The sequence below is a fragment of the Streptomyces mesophilus genome (genome assembly GCF_040300965.1).
GTDB classification, from domain to species: Bacteria; Actinomycetota; Actinomycetes; order Streptomycetales; family Streptomycetaceae; genus Streptomyces; species Streptomyces mesophilus_A.
Map to the genome: position 1 here is coordinate 42733 of NZ_JBEPEW010000030.1, position 19361 is coordinate 62093.

The 19361-nt window shown below is 69.1% G+C and carries 20 protein-coding genes and 2 tRNA genes; 7 read left to right on the top strand and 15 right to left on the bottom strand.

Annotated features, from left to right (window positions below; translation table 11 throughout):
* Positions 1–123 precede the first annotated feature (123 nt).
* Positions 124–330, bottom strand: a complete 207-nt coding sequence (gene bldC / locus ABT367_RS13950; protein ID WP_003949541.1) for a developmental transcriptional regulator BldC — start codon at positions 328–330, stop codon at positions 124–126.
* A gap of 518 nt (positions 331–848) precedes the next feature.
* Positions 849–1715: a hypothetical protein gene (locus ABT367_RS13955; RefSeq protein WP_352252938.1), complete on the bottom strand. Its 867-nt coding sequence runs from the start codon at positions 1713–1715 to the stop codon at positions 849–851.
* Positions 1716–1924: 209 nt separating this feature from the next.
* On the opposite strand from ABT367_RS13955, the gene ABT367_RS13960 reads away from it, so the two are divergent.
* Together ABT367_RS13960 and ABT367_RS13965 are read left to right on the top strand one after the other, a co-directional pair.
* A complete protein-coding gene (locus ABT367_RS13960) occupies positions 1925–3031 on the top strand; it encodes a Leu/Phe/Val dehydrogenase (RefSeq protein ID WP_352252940.1) in 1107 nt (368 codons plus the stop codon).
* A gap of 310 nt (positions 3032–3341) precedes the next feature.
* Entirely contained in the window at positions 3342–3593 is a 252-nt protein-coding gene (locus tag ABT367_RS13965) for a DUF3073 domain-containing protein (RefSeq protein ID WP_187819520.1), read from the top strand.
* Positions 3594–3745: 152 nt separating this feature from the next.
* On the opposite strand, the gene purM is transcribed toward ABT367_RS13965, so the two are convergent.
* The 3 genes from purM to ABT367_RS13980 form a co-directional block, all read right to left on the bottom strand.
* A complete protein-coding gene (gene purM / locus ABT367_RS13970) occupies positions 3746–4852 on the bottom strand; it encodes a phosphoribosylformylglycinamidine cyclo-ligase (protein WP_352252942.1) in 1107 nt (368 codons plus the stop codon).
* A 37-nt stretch (positions 4853–4889) separates the two neighbouring features.
* The gene (gene purF, locus ABT367_RS13975) at positions 4890–6419 is read right to left on the bottom strand and encodes an amidophosphoribosyltransferase (protein WP_199552533.1); all 1530 of its coding nucleotides are present in this window, start codon (positions 6417–6419) and stop codon (positions 4890–4892) included.
* 121 nt (positions 6420–6540) lie between these two features.
* Complete coding sequence (locus ABT367_RS13980; RefSeq protein WP_352252944.1) at positions 6541–7614, bottom strand: hypothetical protein; 1074 nt, start codon at positions 7612–7614, stop codon at positions 6541–6543.
* A gap of 341 nt (positions 7615–7955) precedes the next feature.
* Here ABT367_RS13980 and ABT367_RS13985 point away from each other — a divergent pair, with 341 nt between their 5' ends.
* Entirely contained in the window at positions 7956–9290 is a 1335-nt protein-coding gene (locus tag ABT367_RS13985; RefSeq protein ID WP_352252946.1) for an LPXTG cell wall anchor domain-containing protein, read from the top strand.
* Here the strand turns inward: ABT367_RS13985 and ABT367_RS13990 are convergent.
* The 3 genes from ABT367_RS13990 to ABT367_RS14000 form a co-directional block, all read right to left on the bottom strand.
* Positions 9259–10059 carry an META domain-containing protein gene (locus ABT367_RS13990; RefSeq protein ID WP_352252948.1) on the bottom strand — a complete coding sequence of 267 codons (801 nt, stop codon included), beginning with the start codon at positions 10057–10059 and terminating at the stop codon, positions 9259–9261. The genes ABT367_RS13985 and ABT367_RS13990 overlap by 32 nt on opposite strands.
* Before the next feature lie 130 nt (positions 10060–10189).
* Positions 10190–10981 carry a maleylpyruvate isomerase family mycothiol-dependent enzyme gene (locus tag ABT367_RS13995; RefSeq protein ID WP_352252949.1) on the bottom strand — a complete coding sequence of 264 codons (792 nt, stop codon included), beginning with the start codon at positions 10979–10981 and terminating at the stop codon, positions 10190–10192.
* A gap of 209 nt (positions 10982–11190) precedes the next feature.
* On the bottom strand, positions 11191–11496 hold the full coding sequence (locus tag ABT367_RS14000) for a hypothetical protein (protein ID WP_352252951.1): 306 nt from the start codon (positions 11494–11496) through the stop codon (positions 11191–11193).
* 150 nt (positions 11497–11646) lie between these two features.
* Here ABT367_RS14000 and ABT367_RS14005 point away from each other — a divergent pair, with 150 nt between their 5' ends.
* A complete protein-coding gene (locus ABT367_RS14005) occupies positions 11647–11895 on the top strand; it encodes a GntR family transcriptional regulator (RefSeq protein ID WP_352252953.1) in 249 nt (82 codons plus the stop codon).
* Here the strand turns inward: ABT367_RS14005 and ABT367_RS14010 are convergent.
* The 7 genes from ABT367_RS14010 to purS all read right to left on the bottom strand — a co-directional run bounded on the left by ABT367_RS14010 (position 11889) and on the right by purS (position 18113).
* Positions 11889–12014, bottom strand: coding sequence for a hypothetical protein (locus ABT367_RS14010; protein WP_352252955.1), 126 nt, complete (start codon positions 12012–12014; stop codon positions 11889–11891). The two genes, ABT367_RS14005 and ABT367_RS14010, sit on opposite strands and share 7 nt — an antisense overlap.
* Before the next feature lie 73 nt (positions 12015–12087).
* The gene (locus tag ABT367_RS14015) at positions 12088–12924 is read right to left on the bottom strand and encodes a M23 family metallopeptidase (RefSeq protein WP_352252957.1); all 837 of its coding nucleotides are present in this window, start codon (positions 12922–12924) and stop codon (positions 12088–12090) included.
* Between the two features lie 78 nt (positions 12925–13002).
* Entirely contained in the window at positions 13003–13503 is a 501-nt protein-coding gene (locus tag ABT367_RS14020) for an ArsR/SmtB family transcription factor (RefSeq protein WP_352252959.1), read from the bottom strand.
* Positions 13504–13583: 80 nt separating this feature from the next.
* On the bottom strand, positions 13584–14798 hold the full coding sequence (locus tag ABT367_RS14025) for a hypothetical protein (RefSeq protein ID WP_352252961.1): 1215 nt from the start codon (positions 14796–14798) through the stop codon (positions 13584–13586).
* Between the two features lie 137 nt (positions 14799–14935).
* Positions 14936–17185 carry a phosphoribosylformylglycinamidine synthase subunit PurL gene (purL, locus tag ABT367_RS14030; protein WP_352252962.1) on the bottom strand — a complete coding sequence of 750 codons (2250 nt, stop codon included), beginning with the start codon at positions 17183–17185 and terminating at the stop codon, positions 14936–14938.
* Positions 17185–17865: a phosphoribosylformylglycinamidine synthase subunit PurQ gene (gene purQ, locus ABT367_RS14035; RefSeq protein WP_352252964.1), complete on the bottom strand. Its 681-nt coding sequence runs from the start codon at positions 17863–17865 to the stop codon at positions 17185–17187. Before purQ ends, purL begins: the two co-directional genes overlap by 1 nt.
* Positions 17862–18113 (bottom strand): phosphoribosylformylglycinamidine synthase subunit PurS, encoded by a 252-nt coding sequence (purS, locus tag ABT367_RS14040; RefSeq protein WP_165331620.1) that lies wholly within the window; start codon positions 18111–18113, stop codon positions 17862–17864. The genes purQ and purS overlap by 4 nt, the downstream gene beginning before the upstream one ends.
* A 471-nt stretch (positions 18114–18584) precedes the next feature.
* On the opposite strand from purS, the gene ABT367_RS14045 reads away from it, so the two are divergent.
* The 3 genes from ABT367_RS14045 to ABT367_RS14055 all read left to right on the top strand — a co-directional run bounded on the left by ABT367_RS14045 (position 18585) and on the right by ABT367_RS14055 (position 19266).
* A complete protein-coding gene (locus ABT367_RS14045; RefSeq protein WP_165331621.1) occupies positions 18585–18917 on the top strand; it encodes a histone-like nucleoid-structuring protein Lsr2 in 333 nt (110 codons plus the stop codon).
* Positions 18918–19038: 121 nt separating this feature from the next.
* Positions 19039–19110: transfer RNA gene (locus tag ABT367_RS14050), tRNA-Gly, on the top strand.
* Between the two features lie 80 nt (positions 19111–19190).
* Positions 19191–19266 (top strand) — tRNA-Gly (locus ABT367_RS14055).
* Positions 19267–19361 lie beyond the last annotated feature (95 nt).

Here is a 19361-nt window from a genome sequence, read left to right on the forward strand (position 1 = left end):
GCACCCGAAAGTCTTGGGCAGGGCTCCCGTTGGGGCGGGGACCCGGTGTCGTATGGAGCTATATGCGGGCAGATACCGAGTTGGGGGACCCGGAACAGCCCTTATGCGGAGCTAAGGGGTGGTTCAGGCCTCGCTGCGCTGCTGCGGAATGCCCGCAAGCAGTGCGCGGACCTCAGCCTCGCGGTAACGACGGTGCCCACCCAGCGTGCGGATGGACGTGAGCTTGCCGGCCTTCGCCCAGCGCGTGACCGTCTTCGGGTCGACGCGGAACATCGTGGCGACCTCAGCCGGGGTCAGCAGCGGCTCGGCATCAGGGGTGCGAGCGGTCATGAGCGGCCTCCTCGGGAGAACCGAACCTTCTCGGTTCTTTCCTTTAAATTCTGCACCTTGACCCGCGTTGCCCGATATGGCGGACACGGGTCGAGTCGGTTATAGGACGAACGGCTTGTCCTCGGCACTACAACTACACCATCCGTCCAGCCGCGTCGGCCAAACCGATGGAATTGCCCTCTCAGGTGTCCATCAACGACGGAAGCCGATGGACCATGCCATAGCGGACAGTCACGCCATTGTGACGATCAGTCACAGCGTGATCAGAAGTCATCAGGCCCCCCAATCAGAGTGCAATGCCGAGCGTTCCGCCCCCAGTTGGGCGGATGGAGCCCTCCCCGGACTCCTTGTCCTATTTTGGCATGGAGCAAGGGGAAGGATGCAAGGGTGATGTAAGTGCGGTCCGTCACGCTTGACCCAATGGCCCGGATCGGGACCTACGTCCTCGCAGTCCTCCGACCATAGCCCCAAGCGAGATGCGCAAAAGACCCGAGAGTTTGCGAGATGTACCGATTTGGTCAGCTTGCGAACTGCATCGCGCGAACCGTCCGCCACCGTTCCATAAGTCGTGCATACGCGACACCGGCCCGCTCGCCGTCGCCCTGACGGAGCGCTGCGATCCCCTCCGCGACATCCGCGGCCGAGTGGTCCTCGTCGAGGTGATCGGAGGGCAGGGTGTGCACGAGCCCGCCGTAGTCCAGCTCGACGAGGGAACGCGGATGGAACTCTTCGAGCCACCGCCCGACATCCATCAGACCGTCGATCAGCGGCCCCTCCTCGAGGGTGTCGCGCAGCGTCTTCAACGCCCGCGCGACCCGTCGACGGGCCTGCACCATCGGTGTGCGGTAGCGCAGCAGGGGCGCACCGTCGCCCGCGCCCGCCTCCTCCTCGGGCGCCGGCTTCTCCTCGTACAACCGCTCCTCGTCGGTGAAGAGGACGAACCAGCTCAGCGGGACATGCCAGGTGGCGGAGCGGATCCAGGGGCGGGCGTCGGGGTTGCGCTCGAGCCAGGACTCGTAGTCGGAGGCCGTCTGCCGGCGCAGCACGGGCGGCAGGACCGCGTCCAGTACGGGCTTCGGCAGCTGCTCGTCCAGTGCACCGAGCGCCTGCCAGCCGCGCAGCCGGGTGCGCCAGGGGCATACGCACAGCACCCCGTCCACGTACGCGACGAAGGCGTCACTGCTCTCGTGGACCGGGACCGGGACGGGCGGGGTGGGCACCAAGTCCCTCAGCGAGCGGCGGAGTTCGTCCTGGTACGAGGGGCGCTCCTCGCGCTCCGCGTACCGCACCCAGTGGGTGCGCTCGGGCTCGGGAAACGCGGCCAGCGGCTCGTACACGCGCAGATAGGACGCGTAGGGGACACACACCGCCGAAGCCTTGGCCACGCCTGCTCCCTCCCCTGCGGGTCGCCTCGGAAACCCGCCGAGGACCCTCGGAACTTGTTCCGAATCGTCCCACGGCCCTCCTTCACGAGAGAGTGATCCGCGGCACTCCGGTGCTGGGCGGGCCCGACAGGTCTTAATCTGCTGTCCAACGGCCTCCCCACCCACAGGAAGCCGCTCCAACCGCCGCAATATCCATGGGAGTCACCACCGTGACCGAAGTGACCGGCGCCCCTGCCGACGTGCTGCACACCCTGTTCCACTCCGACCAGGGCGGCCATGAGCAGGTAGTGCTCTGCCAGGACCGAGTGAGCGGCCTCAAGGCCGTCATCGCCCTCCACTCCACCGCTCTGGGCCCCGCCCTCGGCGGCACCCGTTTCTACCCGTACGCGAGCGAGGCCGAGGCCGTCGCCGACGCGCTGAACCTCGCGCGCGGGATGTCGTACAAGAACGCCATGGCCGGACTCGACCACGGCGGCGGCAAGGCCGTGATCATCGGGGACCCCGAGAAGATCAAGAGCGAGGAACTGCTGCTCGCCTACGGCCGTTTCGTCGCCTCCCTCGGCGGCCGCTATGTGACGGCCTGCGATGTCGGTACGTACGTCGCCGACATGGACGTGGTCGCGCGCGAATGCCGCTGGACCACCGGCCGCTCCCCCGAGAACGGCGGCGCGGGCGACTCCTCCGTGCTCACCGCCTTCGGCGTCTACCAGGGCATGCGCGCCAGCGCCCAGCACCTGTGGGGCGACCCGTCGCTGCGCGGCCGCAAGGTCGGTGTCGCCGGCGTCGGCAAGGTCGGCCACCATCTCGTGGAGCACCTGGTCTCCGAAGGTGCCGAGATCGTCATCACGGACGTCCGCGAGGAATCCGTACAGCGGATTCTGGACAAGCACCCGGGCCTTGTGACCTCGGCCGCCGACACCGACGAGCTGATCCGCGCCGAGGGCCTCGACATCTACGCCCCTTGTGCGCTGGGCGGCGCCCTCAACGACGTCACCGTGCCGATGCTCACCGCGAAGATCGTCTGCGGTGCGGCCAACAACCAGCTCGAGCACCCGGGCGTGGAGAAGGACCTCGCGGACCGCGGCATCCTCTATGCCCCCGACTACGTGGTGAACGCCGGCGGCGTGATCCAGGTCGCCGATGAGCTGCACGGTTTCGACTTCGACCGCTGCAAGGCCAAGGCCTCGAAGATCTACGACACGACGCTGGCCATCTTCGACCGCGCCAAGGCGGACGGCATCCCGCCGGCCGCGGCGGCGGACCGGATCGCGGAGCAGCGGATGGCAGAGGCGCGGGCGGCCAGGCGTACGGCCTGAATTCATGCGTTTGGGCGGGTCCTGGACGCCTTTTGTTCGGGACCCGTCCATGTCATCGGGGAGACAAGGCTCACGCTCGTCGGCGGGTCGCACGCCAAGAACAGGTTAAAATCGGGGCTGACCAGCGGGGACGGGGCTCTTCGCAGGTCCTCGCAGCAGGCGCGTCCTGTGGGCGGCGTACCGTATGGGCGCCGAAGCAGGTACCGTTGAAGCCCTACGGCACGGTCTCTCCACGGAGAGTCCGTTCCTGATCATGAACGCGTGTCAAGACTCTGGGGCCAGTGCGCCCCATATCCAAGGGGGTCGAGCCATGGGGCGCGGCCGGGCAAAGGCCAAGCAGACGAAGGTCGCCCGCCAGCTGAAGTACAGCAGCGGCGGGACTGACCTGTCGCGTCTGGCCAACGAGCTGGGCGCTTCGACTTCGCAGCAGCCGCCTAATGGCGAGCCGTTCGAGGATGACGAGGAAGACGACCCGTACGCCCAGTACGCGGATCTGTACAACGACGACGAGGATGAGGACGAAGAGTCCGATCCGCCGTCGTCTCAGCGCCGCGGCGCTTGACCTCGTAAGGCGATAACAGAACCCGGTCCGGCGAAGTCTGCCGGACCGGGTTCTGTGCTGCGTTCATTTTGTGGCGGCAGCACAGGTCTTGTCCGCCGGGCACACACAACGGCGCCCGCTCCTCGTGAGGAGCGGGCGCCCTTGCGCAAAGGTCAGGCGCTGTAGTCGCCGACCATCTCGGCACCCACCGTACGGTCGCCGCGGTCCGTGATCTCGCCCGCGACCCACGCCTCGACCCCACGGTCCGCCAGCGTCTGAACGGCGACCTCCGCGGACTCCTCCGGAACGATCGCGATCATGCCGACGCCCATGTTGAGCGTCTTCTCCAGCTCCAGGCGCTCGACCGAGCCCGCCTTGCCGACCAGGTCGAAGACCGGGTCGGGGGTCCAGGTGGAGCGGTCCACGGTGGCGTGCAGACCGGACGGGATCACCCGGGCCAGGTTGGCCGCGAGGCCGCCGCCCGTGACGTGGCTGAACGCGTGCACCTCGGTGGTGCGCAGCATCGCCAGGCAGTCCAGGGAGTAGATCTTCGTCGGCTCAAGGAGCTCCTCGCCGAGGGTGCGGCCGAGTTCGGCCACCTCCTGGTCGAGGCGCATGCCGGCGCGGTCGAACAGGACGTGCCGTACGAGCGAATACCCGTTGGAGTGAAGACCGGAGGACGCCATCGCGATGACCGCGTCCCCCTTACGGATACGTTCCGCGCCCAGGACCTGGTCCGCCTCGACGGCGCCCGTACCCGCGCCCGCGACGTCGAAGTCGTCGGGACCGAGCAGACCGGGGTGCTCCGCGGTCTCGCCGCCGACGAGCGCGCAGCCCGCGAGGACACAGCCCTCGGCGATGCCCTTGACGATGGCGGCGACCCGCTCGGGGTGGACCTTGCCGACGCAGATGTAGTCGGTCATGAAGAGCGGTTCGGCGCCGCAGACCACGATGTCGTCCATGACCATCGCGACGAGGTCGTGGCCGATGGTGTCGTAGACCCCGAGCTGCCGCGCGATGTCGACCTTGGTGCCGACGCCGTCGGTGGCCGAGGCGAGCAGCGGGCGGTCGAAGCGCTTGAGCGCGGAGGCGTCGAAGAGGCCGGCGAACCCGCCGAGGCCGCCGAGACCGGTGGTCTCGGGGCGCTGCGTCTTCTTCACCCACTCCTTCATCAGCTCGACGGCGCGGTCGCCCGCCTCGATGTCCACGCCGGCGGAGGCGTAGGACGCACCGGACTGGGTGCCCGGGGACGGAGTCCCCTGATGCGGCTCAGCAGACATTGCCTGGGATCTTTCGGTCGAGAGAGGTGAAGGTGGCTTACGGCCGGCGGATCGCGTCGGTCGCTGCCGTGGCGGCGGCGCCCGCCGCCAGTTCCGTCTCCAGAAGCTGCTTGCCGAGCAGTTCGGGGTCCGGAAGCTCCATCGGGTATTCGCCGTCGAAGCAGGCACGGCACAGATTCGGCTTGGCGATGGTGGTCGCCTCGATCATGCCGTCGATGGAGATGTACGAGAGGGAGTCGGCCCCGAGGGACGTGGCGATCTCGTCGACCGTCATGCCGTTGGCGATGAGCTCGGCGCGGGTCGCGAAGTCGATACCGAAGAAGCAGGGCCACTTCACGGGCGGCGACGAGATGCGGATGTGCACCTCGGCGGCGCCGGCCTCGCGGAGCATCCGGACCAGCGCGCGCTGGGTGTTGCCGCGGACGATCGAGTCGTCGACGACCACCAGGCGCTTGCCCTTGATGACTTCCTTGAGCGGATTGAGCTTGAGACGGATACCGAGCTGGCGGATCGTCTGCGAGGGCTGGATGAAGGTGCGGCCGACGTAGGCGTTCTTCACCAGGCCCGAGCCGTACGGGATGCCGCTGGCCTCGGCGTAACCGATGGCGGCGGGCGTGCCGGACTCCGGTGTCGCTATCACCAGGTCGGCCTCGACCGGGTACTCCTTGGCGAGCTTGCGGCCCATCTCCACGCGGGAGAGGTACACGTTGCGGCCGGCGATGTCGGTGTCGGGACGCGCGAGGTACACGTACTCGAAGACGCAGCCCTTCGGCTTGGCCTCGGCGAAACGTGAGGTGCGCAGGCCGTTCTCGTCGATGGCGATCATCTCGCCGGGCTCGACCTCGCGGACGTACGCGGCGCCGCAGATGTCGAGGGCCGCGGACTCGGAGGCCACGACCCAGCCGCGCTCGAGGCGGCCGAGTACCAGCGGGCGGATGCCCTGCGGGTCGCGGGCCGCGTACAGCGTGGACTCGTCCATGAAGACGAGCGAGAAGGCGCCACGGACCTCGGGCAGGACCTTCGCGGCGGCCTCTTCTATGGTCAGCGGCTTGCCGTCGTCGTCCTGCTGGCCCGCGAGGAGCGCGGTGACCAGGTCGGTGTCATTGGTCGCGGCGACCTTGACCGAGCGGCTGCTGTGGTCCTGGGGCAGATCGGCGACCATCTCGGCGAGGTGGGCCGTGTTGACCAGGTTGCCGTTGTGGCCGAGCGCGATCGAGCCGTGCGCCGTGGCGCGGAACGTCGGCTGTGCGTTCTCCCACACCGAGGCGCCGGTCGTCGAATAGCGGGCGTGACCGACCGCGATATGACCCTGGAGCGAACCGAGGGAGGTCTCGTCAAAGACCTGGGACACGAGGCCCATGTCCTTGAAGACGAGGATCTGGGAACCATTGCTGACCGCGATTCCCGCGGACTCCTGGCCCCTGTGTTGGAGGGCGTAAAGCCCGAAGTAAGTGAGTTTGGCGACCTCTTCGCCGGGAGCCCAGACACCGAAGACGCCGCAAGCGTCCTGGGGGCCTTTCTCGCCGGGGAGCAGATCATGACTGAGTCGACCGTCACCACGTGGCACGCCCACGAGTGTAGGCGAGATCGACCCATGCTCCGAATGCGGTACCCCTGGATCTTCGTACGAACGTACGGGAGGCCCCCCGGACGTGGGACGTTCGGGGGGCTTCCCGTGTGGGGGAGGGTCAGTCGGTGATCGCGGACTGCAACAGCGGTGTGGAGACCTCCGGGACCTCGCCCACCTCCGGCACCTCGGGCGCCGTGGGGACCATGGGCAGCTGGGTCTCGAAGCTGCCGTACCAGTCGGCCGTCGCCGTCTGCGTGGTGATGACCGTCGGCTCGGCGGCAGCCTGCCGCTCGGCTGCGCGGTCCGTGGGCAGAGCGCTCGGCACCGCACTGGCCGTCGGCGACGGGGGCTGCGAGACGGGGGGCTGCGAGGCCGGGGGCTGCGAGGCCGGGGGCTGGACGCCACCGAGGAGTCCGCCGAGGATCCCGTCGACCGTGCCGAGCAGGCCGCCCTCGATCTTGGCGCCGACATTGGCGTCGAGCTTGAGGCCGAGGACCGCGAGCAGGTCGATGTCGTTGAGCAGCGACAGGGTCGCGTTGACGTTCAGGAGCGGGGAGCCGCCGACGAACAGGTCCACGCCGAGGTCGGCGTTGAGCTTCGCGGCCACAGCGGCGTCGAGTGCGACGTCGGCGTCGAGCATCACGCTGTTCGTCTTGGCGTCGACGTTGCCCTTGGTGAGCTTCGGCGCCGTGAACGTGCCGAGCTTCACCTCGGCCGAGGCCTTCGCGTCGGCGAGCGTGCCGACGATCGCGCCTGCGGTGAGGTCGGCCTTGAGGTCCTTGAGCAGGACGGCCGTCTTGGCCTTGGTGTTCACCAGGCCGAGGCAGGTCTTCGCGAGCTCCAGATTGCCGGCGACCTTGGCGTCCACCGAGGCGAGACCGCCGGCCTGCACACCGAGGCTGAGTCCGGTGGCGAGCTGGAGGAGCTCCTGGCCCTTGTCGTCCTTGGGGACCTGGCAGTCGGCGGTCAGCTGGGTCAGGATCAGGCCCTTGGCCTTGAGATCGGCCAGCAGCTTCGCGTCGAGGTCGAGCTTGACGATGCCGCCGTCGACGGGGGCGGTCTTCCCGTCGGCGTTCGCGGCGGCCGGCGGCGGTGTGGGCTCGGCGGCCGCGGTGGCGGAGGCGATGGGCAGGGCGACGGCGGTGGCCGTGAGCGCGGTGGCGAGCAGCGCGGCAGGTATGTGGGGCTTCATGCGTCTCTCTCCTTGACGGGTTGCGCAAGTACGCACAGTCGAGCCAAGGGCACGGAGAGTCACTCCGCGATTCCTGGGGGTGCGTACGGGGGACTGCGCCATTCCGGCGTACGGGGACTGAGCCCATTCCGGCGTACGGGGACTGCGCCCCTCCCGGCATTCGGGCGGCTGCGCCCCTTCCGCCCGCTCCCGCCATGTCGTACGGCGGCTTGATTCTTAGCCGGGCCTTAAGCGGGCCCTAAGGCAGGGAGAGGAGGGGACCGATTCCGGCATGTGATCGCTAGCGTGCGCCGGGCACATCGGAGTTGATCGCAGTTCGCAGTCCGGAAGGATCCCCCCACATGCGTCTGTCCCCCCGCACCCTGCTGATATCGGCCACCGCCGTCGCCCTGGCCGGTATCGCCGCGCCGGTCCAAGCCGCCGACTCCCCTCAGGAGCGCCGGGTGCAGGTCGTGATGGTGAACTTCTCCGACAGCACGTTCCCGGACCCGGGGGCGACCAAGTCCCTGCTGCAGAAGTCCTACTTCGGCGAGAACAAGTCGCTGACCTCGTACTACAACGAGGTGACCCGGGGAGCCACGACCTTCGAGGCGGCCGGTGGAGGCATCCTCGATCCGATCGAGCTGCCCATGTCGGCGGCCGGCTGCGACAGCTCGAAGATCTCGGACCTGACGTACCAGGCGCTGGAGAAGAAGGGCATCACCGAGGAGGACTACGAGCATGTCTCGATCGTCTTCCCGAACCAGAAGACCGACTGCGACTATCTCGCGCTCGGTTCCGTAGGCGGCGGCACGACCTGGATGCCGATCGACGGCGCGGAGATCTCGATGACGGCCCTGGTGCACGAGTTCGGGCACAACTTCGGCTACAGCCACCAGCTGCGCGAGCGCTGCGCCTCCGCCGATCTCGCGAGCTGCAAGGCGAGTGAGGACACCAGCCACAAGACGCCGATGGGCGGCGGTGGTTGGGCCGCGGGGCTCACGGCGCCCGAGCTGATCCACAGCAAGTGGCTGTCGGGCGATGAGGCGGTGAAGGTCGCCAAGTCCGGTACGTACACGGTGCGTTCGCTGTACGGCAGCGGCACCGGGGTGCGTGCCCTGGACATTCCGCTCGGTGAGGACCGGCTGGTGGTCGAGGTGCGCGGTGCGTCGGGGACGGTGGACGGGCGGATCTCGGGCGTGCACGCGTACCGGGCGCCGAAGGGCGACTACGCCGAAGCGGCCCTTGTGGACACCACGGACGCCGACCACTGGTCCGACAAGGGGGAGGCGGACGCGGACGCGCTGGCCGAGGGCACGACGCTGACCGACGCGGGCGAGAAGGTGTCCGTGAAGGTCCTCGCGTCAGGCGGCGGCAAGGCGACGGTCGCGGTGAGCCTGGACGGCGTACCGGCTCCGGCCGAGGCACCCGCGGAGAAGCCCGCGCAGGACACCTCCTCAGGAGACTCCGCGCAGAAGCCCACGGACAAGCCCGCCTCGGGAGCCGAGCCCCAGACCGAGAGCGAGCAGCCCGCCCCGGCCTCCGATGACGAGGAACTCGCCGAGACCGGGGCCGAGTCGGACACCGCCGTCCCCGTGGCCGCGGGTGGTGCGCTGCTGCTCGCGCTGGGCGCGGTCTTCGCGGCACGCGGCCGTCGTCGCGCCGCTACTGTCCGCTCGGGGCGGCATTCGCGCTGATTCCGCTGCCGTCCTTGGTCAGCGTCAGTGCGCGATGCGTGACCTTGTAGTCGACCGTGCCGTCGAAGAGCTGGAGCAGCGCGCGCTCCGTCTTCATCTGGTCGTCCGGACACATCTTTCGGGTGGTGCCGGCCGGCCCGAGGGTGAGGGTGCCGTTCTTGTGGACGGTGGCCTTGGCGTTGACGTTGTTGCAGCCAAGGCTGCCGGTCACCCGGCCGTCCTTGCCGAAGGTCAGATGCGCCTTCGCCTCCTTCGGCAAGGACGCCGCCGTGTCTCCCTTGAGCACCGCGGTGACCTGCCACTTCGTGCCGGTCAGCGGGGCGGGCTCGACGCGCTTGAGCGTGATGAAGTCGCCCTTGGCGCCGGTCAGTTCGACCTTGTCGCCGTCCGCCTTCGCCTTCAGCTCGCCCTCGAACACGGAGAACGCGCGGTCCTCGAAGTCGTCACCGCAGTGCATCTCGGTCCGCGCGAGCGAGCCCACCTTGACCGTGCCGCCGGTGAGATCGACCTTGCCGGAGAAGGAGTTGCATCCGAAGGTCCCCTGGACCCGGCCGTCCTTCGAGATCTCGAAGTACGCCCCGCCGCGCGGCGGCTCCGCCTTCTTGCCGCCGACGGTGAGGCTCTCGACGCCCCACTGGACGCCGGTGAGCTCGGGTCCGGTCGCGACGGAGGTCTTCCCGGAGCCCGCACCGCCGCCCCCGGTGGCCTTCTCGTTACCGCAGGCGGCGAGCAGTCCGAGCGCGGCGAGCGCGGCGGCGGAGCTGATCACTGCCTTGTGTGTTCCTCGCTGGGTGTGCATGCCGATGTGACGGGCGAGGTGGGGGTGTCGGTTCCCCTCAGCTCATGACCGGCTGGACTCAGGTCGTGGCCTGCTGGGCTCAGGTCATGGCCTGCTGGGCTCAGCTCATGACCGGCAGGAGGGCGGACAGATCTGCCCGTTCCCCACTGGCGGCGACCTTGGCTTCCCTCACGGCGGTCGCCCACTCCGTACGCCCTGTCGCGAGCCGCACCCAGGTCAGCGGATCCGTCTCGACCACATTGGGCGGGGTGCCGCGCGTGTGCCGGGGTCCCTCGATGCACTGCACGACGGCATACGGAGGGACACGGACCTCCGTGGACGCGCCCGGTGCCTTGGCGGCGAGGGTGTCGGCGAGGAAACGCGTGCAGGCGGCGAGTGCCTGGCGCTGCATCGGGATCTCCACGCCGGCGGTGCGGTTCAAGTCGTCGGTGTGGACGATGAGTTCGACGGTCCGGGTGACCATGAGGTCGTCCAGGGTCATCGCACCGATCCGCATCTGGACGAGCCGTCCGGGGGGTGCGATGTCGAGCAGTGCCGTGACCCGGTCGGCGAGCTCTCCGAACCAGGCGTCGAGATCCTTGTGCTCCTCGGCGAGCGCCCGGGCGGTCTCGGCCACGGACTGCGCGTACGGGGCGCCGACGGACGGATACCGGTCGAGCGACAGCTCTGCCCGCCGCGGCTCCTCGGTCTCCAGGCCCCGTACGACGGCGTACATCGTCATCCCGATGTGCGCGGCGAGCTCCCGCACGGTCCACGGCTCCAGATGCGTCGGCCGCGCCAACTGCTCGTCGTCCAGCGCGCGTACGGCCTCCCGTACGGCGGCGAACTGGGCGAGCACGGCGGTACGGGTCTTGGCGCGGTCGTAGGTACGGGGGCGGGTCTTCGGCGGCATGGGTTGAGCCTACGACCACGGTGCTCACCCGGTGCCCTCCGCCAAGGGGTCAACCAGCGGCGGGTAGTAGGCGGCACACGGTGGGCACGCGTACACGTTGAAGCCGGGGCCTGTTGCGGCGTACACCTCGTAGACGAGTACGGGCTCTTCGGTGATCTGCTGGCAGCGTGCGCACCACCGGGTCGGGGGACGGCGGTCGTCGTGCCGCATCAGGCCGTCCCCCTCGTCAGGGCGACACCGTGGATGCGCTCCGGCCCGATGTCGACGCCGAGTGTCGCGAGGTAGAGGGCGCGGCGGCGTTCACGCTGCCGACGACGCTCCAGGAAGTCTTCAGCGCTGCCGAACAGATACGGGCGCACGAGCGGTGATGCGGAACCGTCGAACAACCGCTGCGCAGCCACGGATTGCGGCCGGTCCCCCATCGCGCGACAAGCGACCGCACGATGCCGTCCACGGGGTAACGGTGTACAGAGGACCACGGCCCAGAGCAGTAGTTGGAAGATAGCGTTACGCATGTCGGCGCTCCTTGCAGCGTCGGCCAAGCCCCGGGACGGCTCCACCCGTCGCCGGGGCGCTTGAGTTGCAGCGTAGTGGGGGTGTACTACCCCCGTCTACCCTCTGGGGTAGCTATCGCGCGTAAACGCTGGCCACCTACAGTCGCGATCATGTCCAGCATTGACCGGGAAGGCCCAGTTCCCCCGTATCGGCAGATCGCCGCCGCACTGCGCGAACGGATCGCTGACGGAACGATTCCGCCAGGGCGACGCATCCCGAGCCTCGTCGAACTGGAGGCCGAGTTCGGTGTCGCACGAGACACCCTGCGCAAGGCAGTCCAAGTGCTCAAGGATGAAGGCCTCGTGCACACGGTCACCGGCATGGGCGTCTTCGTGCACGACCGCGTCGAGACTCAGTAGCCCGACAGCGTCTTCCCCGCCGGCACCAGCTCCGCGCATGTCGCGTTGACCTCCGGCAGGACCGCGTACGTCTCGTATCCACCCCAGCCCGCACCGGCCACGGCAGTCGGCCCAAGCATCACGTTGAGGGCGCGACGCGCCCGCTCACCGATGACCACAGCTCCCCCGGAATCACAGACTCCGGCGAACCTGTCAACCGGTCAGGGACTGCCCGGCGGGCACCGTGAACCGCTCTCCGTTGGCGGGGACTCCCACGCCACGCCAGGTGAACGGGAGGCCTCGGGCCGCGGTCGGGTCCGGGGCGTCCATCAGCTGGAAGTGGACGTGCGGCTCGGTGGAGTTGCCGGAGTTGCCGCAGCGGGCAAGCTGTTGGCCCGTGGTCACCCTGTCGCCCGTACGCACGCGGAGCGAGCCGCGCTCGAGGTGCGCGTACAAGGCGTACGTGCCGTCGCCGAGGTCGAGGACGACATGGTTGCCGACGACCCGGCGGGCTCCGCCCAGGGTCCGGCCGACGCTCTCGACGAACATCAAGTAGAGGAGCGCGAGCAGGGAGTTGCGGCTGCGGTGGTCGCGCTGGCCGTCCTCCGCGTGCACGACGGCGGCATCGGCCACGGCGAGCAGCGGCGCGCCGAAGGCCGGGAAGGCCGCGTTGGGCCGCGTCACGGGCCGGACCCAGGCGAAGCCGGGCCGATCCCTGTCCTCGGGCTCGGCCACGATGTCGATGGCGTAGGTCTGCCCGTACGCGTGCGTGCCGTGGCTCGGCACCTTGGTCGCGGGGCTGTTCAGGGCGGTCCAGCGGCCGGTGACGGGCGGGTCGATCAGCACCGGGTCCTGCGGGTGGGCCGCCGTCTCCCGGTCGGCCGACCTGCGCCGCACGAAGGCGATCACGAGGATGGCGACGATCGGGATCCAGCCTGCCCAGTACGGGTACGGCAGCTCCGTGAAGGACCCGACGACCACCTGGACGAGGACGTACAGGACGAGCAGGTACTGCAGGCGTGCGGCGAGCTTGCTCCGGCGTACGGACATGATCGTTCCCCCTGTGCTGATCGGTGACGGCCTGCTGGTCGGTTACGGCCTGCTGGTCGGTGACGGCCTGCTGATCGGCTACGGCCGCGCGGCGCTCAGCAGCACGAGCAGCGGGACCACGCGTCCCGCCGGCACCTCGTAGCGGCCGCGCCCGGTGGTGTGCAGCCAGCCCGCGCCGGTCAGTTGGCGCAGGTGGTGGTAGATCTGGCCGGTCGTGCCGGTCTCCTCGAGCTCGGCCAGCGCGGCGGCGGTGCAGCGGCCGCCGAGGATTTCGCGCAGGAGCCGCAGTCGTACGGGATGGCCGAGCGCGGCGAAGGAGTCGGCGGCCCCCGACCAGTCGCGGTCGAACAGGTCCTCGGCCACAGCGCCGGTCTGCCACTCGTACCGGTGCCCGGTCGGCAGCCGTACGGCACCGGTGAACAGGACACCGCCGTCGGCCGCGCCGAGCCCCGCGAGCTGGGCCTTCAGCCCTTCGAGCGCCCAGAATTCACCCTCGGCCGGTGCGGGCGCGGTCCGTTCCGCGCCCTCCAACTCGGCCATGCGGCGCTCCAGTCGGGCGACACGCTCTTCCAGATCCATACATCGAGATTACGTAGTTACGTAATGCCGCGCAATGGTGCGCCGGAGGGGAAGCCCGCCGAGCGGATGGAGGCCGGTCCTCACCTCCGCCGCCCGCGCACCGCCGTCCCGCCGTACACCCGGGCCTTGCCCTTGCCCGCCATCGTGAGCACCACGATGTCGGCCCCGTCGTACAACTCCCCGTAGAGGACGGCCTGCCGGGGTGCCTCCCTGCGGTTCCAGGGGATGCCGTTCCCCGACGAGCCCCGCAGCAGGGCCGCGCGCTCGCGTACGCGGTCGTACAGCAGGAACACCCGCTCCGGGTCCTCTTCCGTCCGTACGGCGACGGTCGGCCCCTCGTTCTCGGAGACCAGGACGCGCAGCACCGGCTGGGGATCGGTGCGCAGGGCGCGGAGCCTGCGGTGCAGCAAGGTGCCGCGCGTGATCATCGCCAGGCCGGGGACCGTGAAAAGCAGGGACGCCATCTGCTGCCCCATCGCGTCGTACGGCTGCGCCACGAGCCGCGCCCAGCCGCCGTCGGCCAGCACACCGGCCTCGCTGCCGGGCCGGAACTCCTCGGGGAAGGCGGCCGGGAGACTGCGTACGGTGCCGTCCGGCATCCGCACGCGGAGCCGGCTGTCGCCGTCGGGGCCGAGCACCTGGGCGGTGAGACGTTCGGCACCCCGCGCCCGGTCGGCGGACTCCCGCTCGGCCAGCACGCCGTGCAGCAGCACGAGAGCGCCGGCCAGGCACAGACCCGCGCCGATGAGGATCCGTCGCAACCCCTGCTTGCTGCGCGGCAGCTGTTTCGGTACGAGGGCGCGCAAGCCTCCCGTCGCCCGCAGCGCAAGCTCCCGCTGCCGGGAGCGGGCCCGGATCCGCAGCAGGACACCGGCCCACACCAGGGCCGTGAGGCCGGTGAGCAGCGCCATGACGACCTGGTCGGCGGCCGTGAACGACGTACCGTCGACGAGCGCCGTCAGCAACCCGCCGACCCCCACCACGGGGAGCAGCACGGCGGCGGCCCGGGGCAGCCGCCAGACGCAGTACGGAGCGAGCGGGATGAGCAGCATCACGCCGTACGCGGTCCAGTCGGTGCCGCACGGCGCGGCATCCGTACAGCTCGGGGTGCCGGTGCCCGATACGGCGATCACCGCGAGCACGGCCGAATACCCGGCGCAGAGCACCAGCGCGAGCACCCCGCCCCCGGCCCAGCGCGGCACACCCGCCACCGCCCAGCGGTCCGCGTCACCCGGCTCCAAGGGCAGGGCTTCGGGCCGGTGACCGGCGGATATGGGGACGTACGGGCTGTTCACCGCCGCAGTATCAACCGGCGCTCCGCCCCTGAACAGCCCCTCCCGCCGACCCTCGGAAGGCCGGCACACGCACCTCGGCCCCGCCCAGAACCCTGGACGGGGCCGAAGTCACGTACAGCCGAAGGCGGTTGCCGGTACTACGCCAGCAGACCCGGAATCGTCTCCTCGTGCGCCTCGCGCAGCTCGCTCAGCTGAAGGCTGAACTCGCCCTGCAGCTCCACCGCATCGCCGTCGACGACGCCGATCCGCGTCGCCGGCAGACCCCGCGCACCGCACATGTCGGTGAAGCGGAGCTCCTCGCTGCGCGGGACGGCGACGACCGCGCGGCCCGCCGACTCGGAGAAGAGGAAGGTGAAGGCGTCGAGACCGTCCGGCACGACCAGGCGCGCACCCTTGCCGCCACGGAGGCAGGACTCGGTGACCGCCTGGATCAGACCGCCGTCGGACAGGTCGTGCGCGGCGTCGATCATGCCGTCGCGCGAACCGGCGATCAGGATCTCGCCGAGCAGCTTCTCGCGCTCCAGGTCCACGACGGGCGGCAGACCACCGAGGTGGTCGTGCACGACCTGGGACCAGGCGGAGCCGCCGAACTCCTCGCGGGTCTCGCCCAGGAGGTAGAGCAGCTGGCCCTCTTCGGCGAAGGCCATCGGCGTACGGCGCGTGACGTCGTCGATCACACCGAGCACGGCGACCACGGGCGTCGGGTGGATCGCCGTCTCGCCGGTCTGGTTGTAGAGCGAGACATTGCCGCCGGTCACCGGGGTGCCGAGCTCCAGGCAGCCGTCCGCGAGACCACGGGTGGCCTCGGCGAACTGCCACATGACCGCCGGGTCCTCGGGCGAACCGAAGTTCAGGCAGTTGGAGATGGCGAGCGGCTTGGCGCCGGAGGCGGCGACATTGCGGTACGACTCGGCGAGCGCGAGCTGGGCGCCCGCGTACGGGTCGAGCTTGGCGTACCGGCCGTTGCCGTCCGTCGCCACGGCCACACCGAGGTTGGTCTCCTCGTCGATGCGGACCATGCCGGAGTCCTCGGGCTGGGCGAGGATCGTGTTGCCCTGCACGAAGCGGTCGTACTGGTCGGTGATCCAGGACTTGGAGGCCTGGTTCGGGGACGCGACCAGCTTCAGGACCTGCTCACGCAGCTCGTCCGAGTTGGCCGGGCGCGCCAGCTTGTTCGCGTCGTCCGCCTGCAGCGCGTCCTGCCAGGACGGACGCTCGTACGGGCGGTGGTAGACCGGCCCCTCGTGGGCGACGGTCCGCGGCGGTACGTCCACGATCTGCTCGCCGTGCCAGAAGATCTCCAGCTGGGAGCCCTCGGTGACCTCACCGATGACCGTGGCGATGACGTCCCACTTCTCGCAGATCTCGAGGAAGCGGTCGACCTTGCCGGGCTCGACGATCGCGCACATGCGCTCCTGCGACTCGCTCATGAGGATTTCCTCGGGCGAGAGCGTCGCGTCACGCAGGTGGACGCGGTCCAGCTCGACGCGCATGCCACCGGAGCCGGCCGAAGCGAGCTCGCTGGTCGCGCAGGAGAGACCGGCGCCGCCGAGGTCCTGGATACCGTCCACGAGGTTCTCGCGGAAGATCTCCAGCGTGCACTCGATGAGCAGCTTCTCCTGGAACGGGTCGCCGACCTGGACGGCCGGACGCCGCGAGGGGCCGGTCGAGTCGAAGGTCTCGGAGGCGAGCACCGAGACGCCGCCGATGCCGTCGCCGCCGGTGCGGGCCCCGTACAGGATGACCTTGTTGCCGGTGCCGGAAGCCTTCGCGAGGTGGATGTCCTCGTGCTTCATGACGCCCACGCACAGCGCGTTGACCAGCGGGTTGCCCTGGTAGCAGGAGTCGAAGACGACCTCGCCGCCGATGTTCGGCAGACCCAGGCAGTTGCCGTAGCCGCCGATGCCCGCGACGACGCCCGGCAGGACGCGCTTGGTGTCGGGGTGGTCCGCGGCGCCGAAGCGCAGCGGGTCCATCACGGCCACCGGACGCGCGCCCATCGCGAGGATGTCGCGCACGATGCCGCCGACGCCGGTCGCGGCGCCCTGGTACGGCTCGATGTAGGAGGGGTGGTTGTGCGACTCGACCTTGAAGGTGACCGCGTAGCCCTGGCCGACGTCGACGACGCCCGCGTTCTCACCGATGCCGACGAGCAGCGCGTCGGACTCGGGGGCCTTCTCGCCGAACTGCTTCAGATGGACCTTGCTGCTCTTGTACGAGCAGTGCTCGGACCACATGACCGAGTACATGGCGAGCTCGGCGCCGGTGGGACGGCGGCCGAGGATCTCGCGGATCCGGGCGTACTCGTCCTCCTTGAGGCCGAGTTCCTTCCAGGGCTGGGAGACGTCGGGGGTCCCGGCCGCGTGCTTGACCGTGTCCAGAGTCATCAGGCAGTGACCAGCTTCTTGAGGATCGAGGTGAAGAATCCGAGCCCGTCGGTACGGCCGGTGCCGACCAGGGGCTCGACCGCGTGCTCCGGGTGCGGCATGAGGCCGACGACGTTGCCCGCCTCGTTGGTGATGCCGGCGATGTCGCGCAGCGAGCCGTTGGGGTTCATGTCCAGGTAGCGGAACGCGACCCGGCCCTCGGCCTCGAGCTCGTCGAGCACGCGCTCGTCGGCGACGTACCGGCCGTCCATGTTCTTGAGCGGGACCTGGATCTCCTCGCCCTGCTCGTAGTCGGACGTCCAGGCCGTCGTCGCGTTCTCGACGCGCAGCTTCTGGTCGCGGCAGATGAAGTGCAGGTGGTTGTTGCGCAGCATCGCGCCGGGGAGCAGATGCGCCTCGGTGAGGATCTGGAATCCGTTGCAGATACCGAGTACGGGCATGCCCGCCTTGGCCTGCTCGATGATCGTCTCCATCACCGGCGAGAAACGGGAGATCGCGCCGGCCCGCAGATAGTCGCCGTACGAGAATCCGCCGGCGAGCACGACCGCGTCGACCTGCTTGAGGTCCTTGTCGCGGTGCCACAGCGAAACGGCCTCGGCGCCCGCGAGCCTGGCGGCGCGCAGCGCGTCCTGGTCGTCGAGCGTCCCGGGGAAGGTGACGACGCCGATACGAGCGGTCACTTGGACTCCTCGACCTTCACGACGAAGTCCTCGATGACGGTGTTGGCGAGGAAGGTCTCGGCCATTTCGTGGATACGGGCGAGCGCGGCCTCGTCGACGTCCCCATCGACCTCGAGCTCGAAACGCTTGCCCTGACGTACGTCCGCGATGCCGTCGAATCCGAGGCGCGGCAGTGCACGCTGCACGGCCTGGCCCTGGGGGTCGAGGATCTCCGGCTTGAGCATGACGTCGACTACGACGCGTGCCACTGGCACTCCCGGTGTGCTGGTGCTGAGCTGGTGCTTCAGCGGCGATGCTGAGCGTGGCTGCAGCACGATGCTGAGCTGGTCGGTTCAGCGTATCCGACGTAAATTTCTACCCGCGTAGACTCGTAGGTTCCTACGTGATCGCGCTCACTTTTACCGTGATCTTTGCGCCCCGTCGCGGCCCGATACCCGAGCAATGGGCAGGGAAAATTCCGGGAAACCCCGCAAGAAACCTCCGGCGTTCCATTGCGCCCGGACACGCGGAGAGATTTAGTCGGTCTTCCCCATGCAATGCTCGGCACTGTACAAAGGATTCGTCGGCGGATTCGCGGGCAAATAAGCGAAAGCCGGATCATGGGCCTAAAGTGCCGATAACGGCTGGGAAAACGGGGCGTCGACCGGCGTGCGGGCGCGACAGAAGCGCATGTCAGGCCGACATCGAAGCGGTGATTCCGCAGGAAAGGACCGATATTCGTGGCGCAGCGTGTCGTGGTCACTCTCTTTGACGACATCGACGGCTCAGAAGCGGCGGAAACGGTCGCCTTCGGTCTTGACGGCAAGTCGTACGAGATCGACCTCAATCAAGCCAATGCCAAGAAACTGCGCAAGACGCTCGCTCCGTACCTGGAGGCGGGCCGCAAGCAGTCGGGGCGTGGCACGGGCAAGGCGAACAAGACCGTGAAGCACACCGCGGTCGCGGCGGACCCGGCGGCGGTCCGGGCCTGGGCGCGGTCCAACAAGATGGACGTGCCGGCCAGGGGACGCATCCCCAAGAAGGTCTACGAGGCCTTCGAAGCCGCCAACTGAGGCCCCCGGACCCGGGTTCGCGGAGCCCCGGACCACAACCGACTTGCATTGCACCCCCGCAGGTCGGCTAGAGTCTGGAACGCGCCGCGGGGCCCGGGAGACCGGACACCACGGAGAACGCGCGGGTGTAGTTCAGTAGCAGAACACCCCCCTTCCAGGGGGGAGGCGCAGTGTGCAATTCCTGTCACCCGCTCCGATACGAGGCTCCGACCACTCATGTGGATCAGGTAGTCTTGTATCAGCGCCGCCCGGTGAGAGCCGGACGGATGCTGTGCGAACGTAGCTCAGTTGGTAGAGCGCAACCTTGCCAAGGTTGAGGTCGCGAGTTCGAACCTCGTCGTTCGCTCCACATCGAAAGCCCCCGGGAAACCGGGGGCTTTCGGCGTTCCGGGATCTCCCCGCTCTGTTTATGACAGGTGTCATGTGCGGCTGTGAGAGCTGTCA

What these genes read in the sequence shown, in the direction of transcription:
- bldC (WP_003949541.1), bottom strand. Translation starts at nt 330, where the DNA reads ATGACCGCTCGCACCCCTGATGCCGAGCCGCTGCTGACCCCGGCTGAG.
- ABT367_RS13965 (WP_187819520.1), top strand. Translation starts at nt 3,342, where the DNA reads ATGGGGCGCGGCCGGGCAAAGGCCAAGCAGACGAAGGTCGCCCGCCAG.
- purM (WP_352252942.1), bottom strand. Translation starts at nt 4,852, where the DNA reads ATGTCTGCTGAGCCGCATCAGGGGACTCCGTCCCCGGGCACCCAGTCC.
- ABT367_RS13980 (WP_352252944.1), bottom strand. Translation starts at nt 7,614, where the DNA reads ATGAAGCCCCACATACCTGCCGCGCTGCTCGCCACCGCGCTCACGGCC.
- ABT367_RS13985 (WP_352252946.1), top strand. Translation starts at nt 7,956, where the DNA reads ATGCGTCTGTCCCCCCGCACCCTGCTGATATCGGCCACCGCCGTCGCC.
- ABT367_RS13995 (WP_352252949.1), bottom strand. Translation starts at nt 10,981, where the DNA reads ATGCCGCCGAAGACCCGCCCCCGTACCTACGACCGCGCCAAGACCCGT.
- ABT367_RS14000 (WP_352252951.1), bottom strand. Translation starts at nt 11,496, where the DNA reads ATGCGTAACGCTATCTTCCAACTACTGCTCTGGGCCGTGGTCCTCTGT.
- ABT367_RS14005 (WP_352252953.1), top strand. Translation starts at nt 11,647, where the DNA reads ATGTCCAGCATTGACCGGGAAGGCCCAGTTCCCCCGTATCGGCAGATC.
- ABT367_RS14010 (WP_352252955.1), bottom strand. Translation starts at nt 12,014, where the DNA reads ATGCTTGGGCCGACTGCCGTGGCCGGTGCGGGCTGGGGTGGATACGAG.
- ABT367_RS14015 (WP_352252957.1), bottom strand. Translation starts at nt 12,924, where the DNA reads ATGTCCGTACGCCGGAGCAAGCTCGCCGCACGCCTGCAGTACCTGCTC.
- ABT367_RS14020 (WP_352252959.1), bottom strand. Translation starts at nt 13,503, where the DNA reads ATGGATCTGGAAGAGCGTGTCGCCCGACTGGAGCGCCGCATGGCCGAG.
- purL (WP_352252962.1), bottom strand. Translation starts at nt 17,185, where the DNA reads ATGACTCTGGACACGGTCAAGCACGCGGCCGGGACCCCCGACGTCTCC.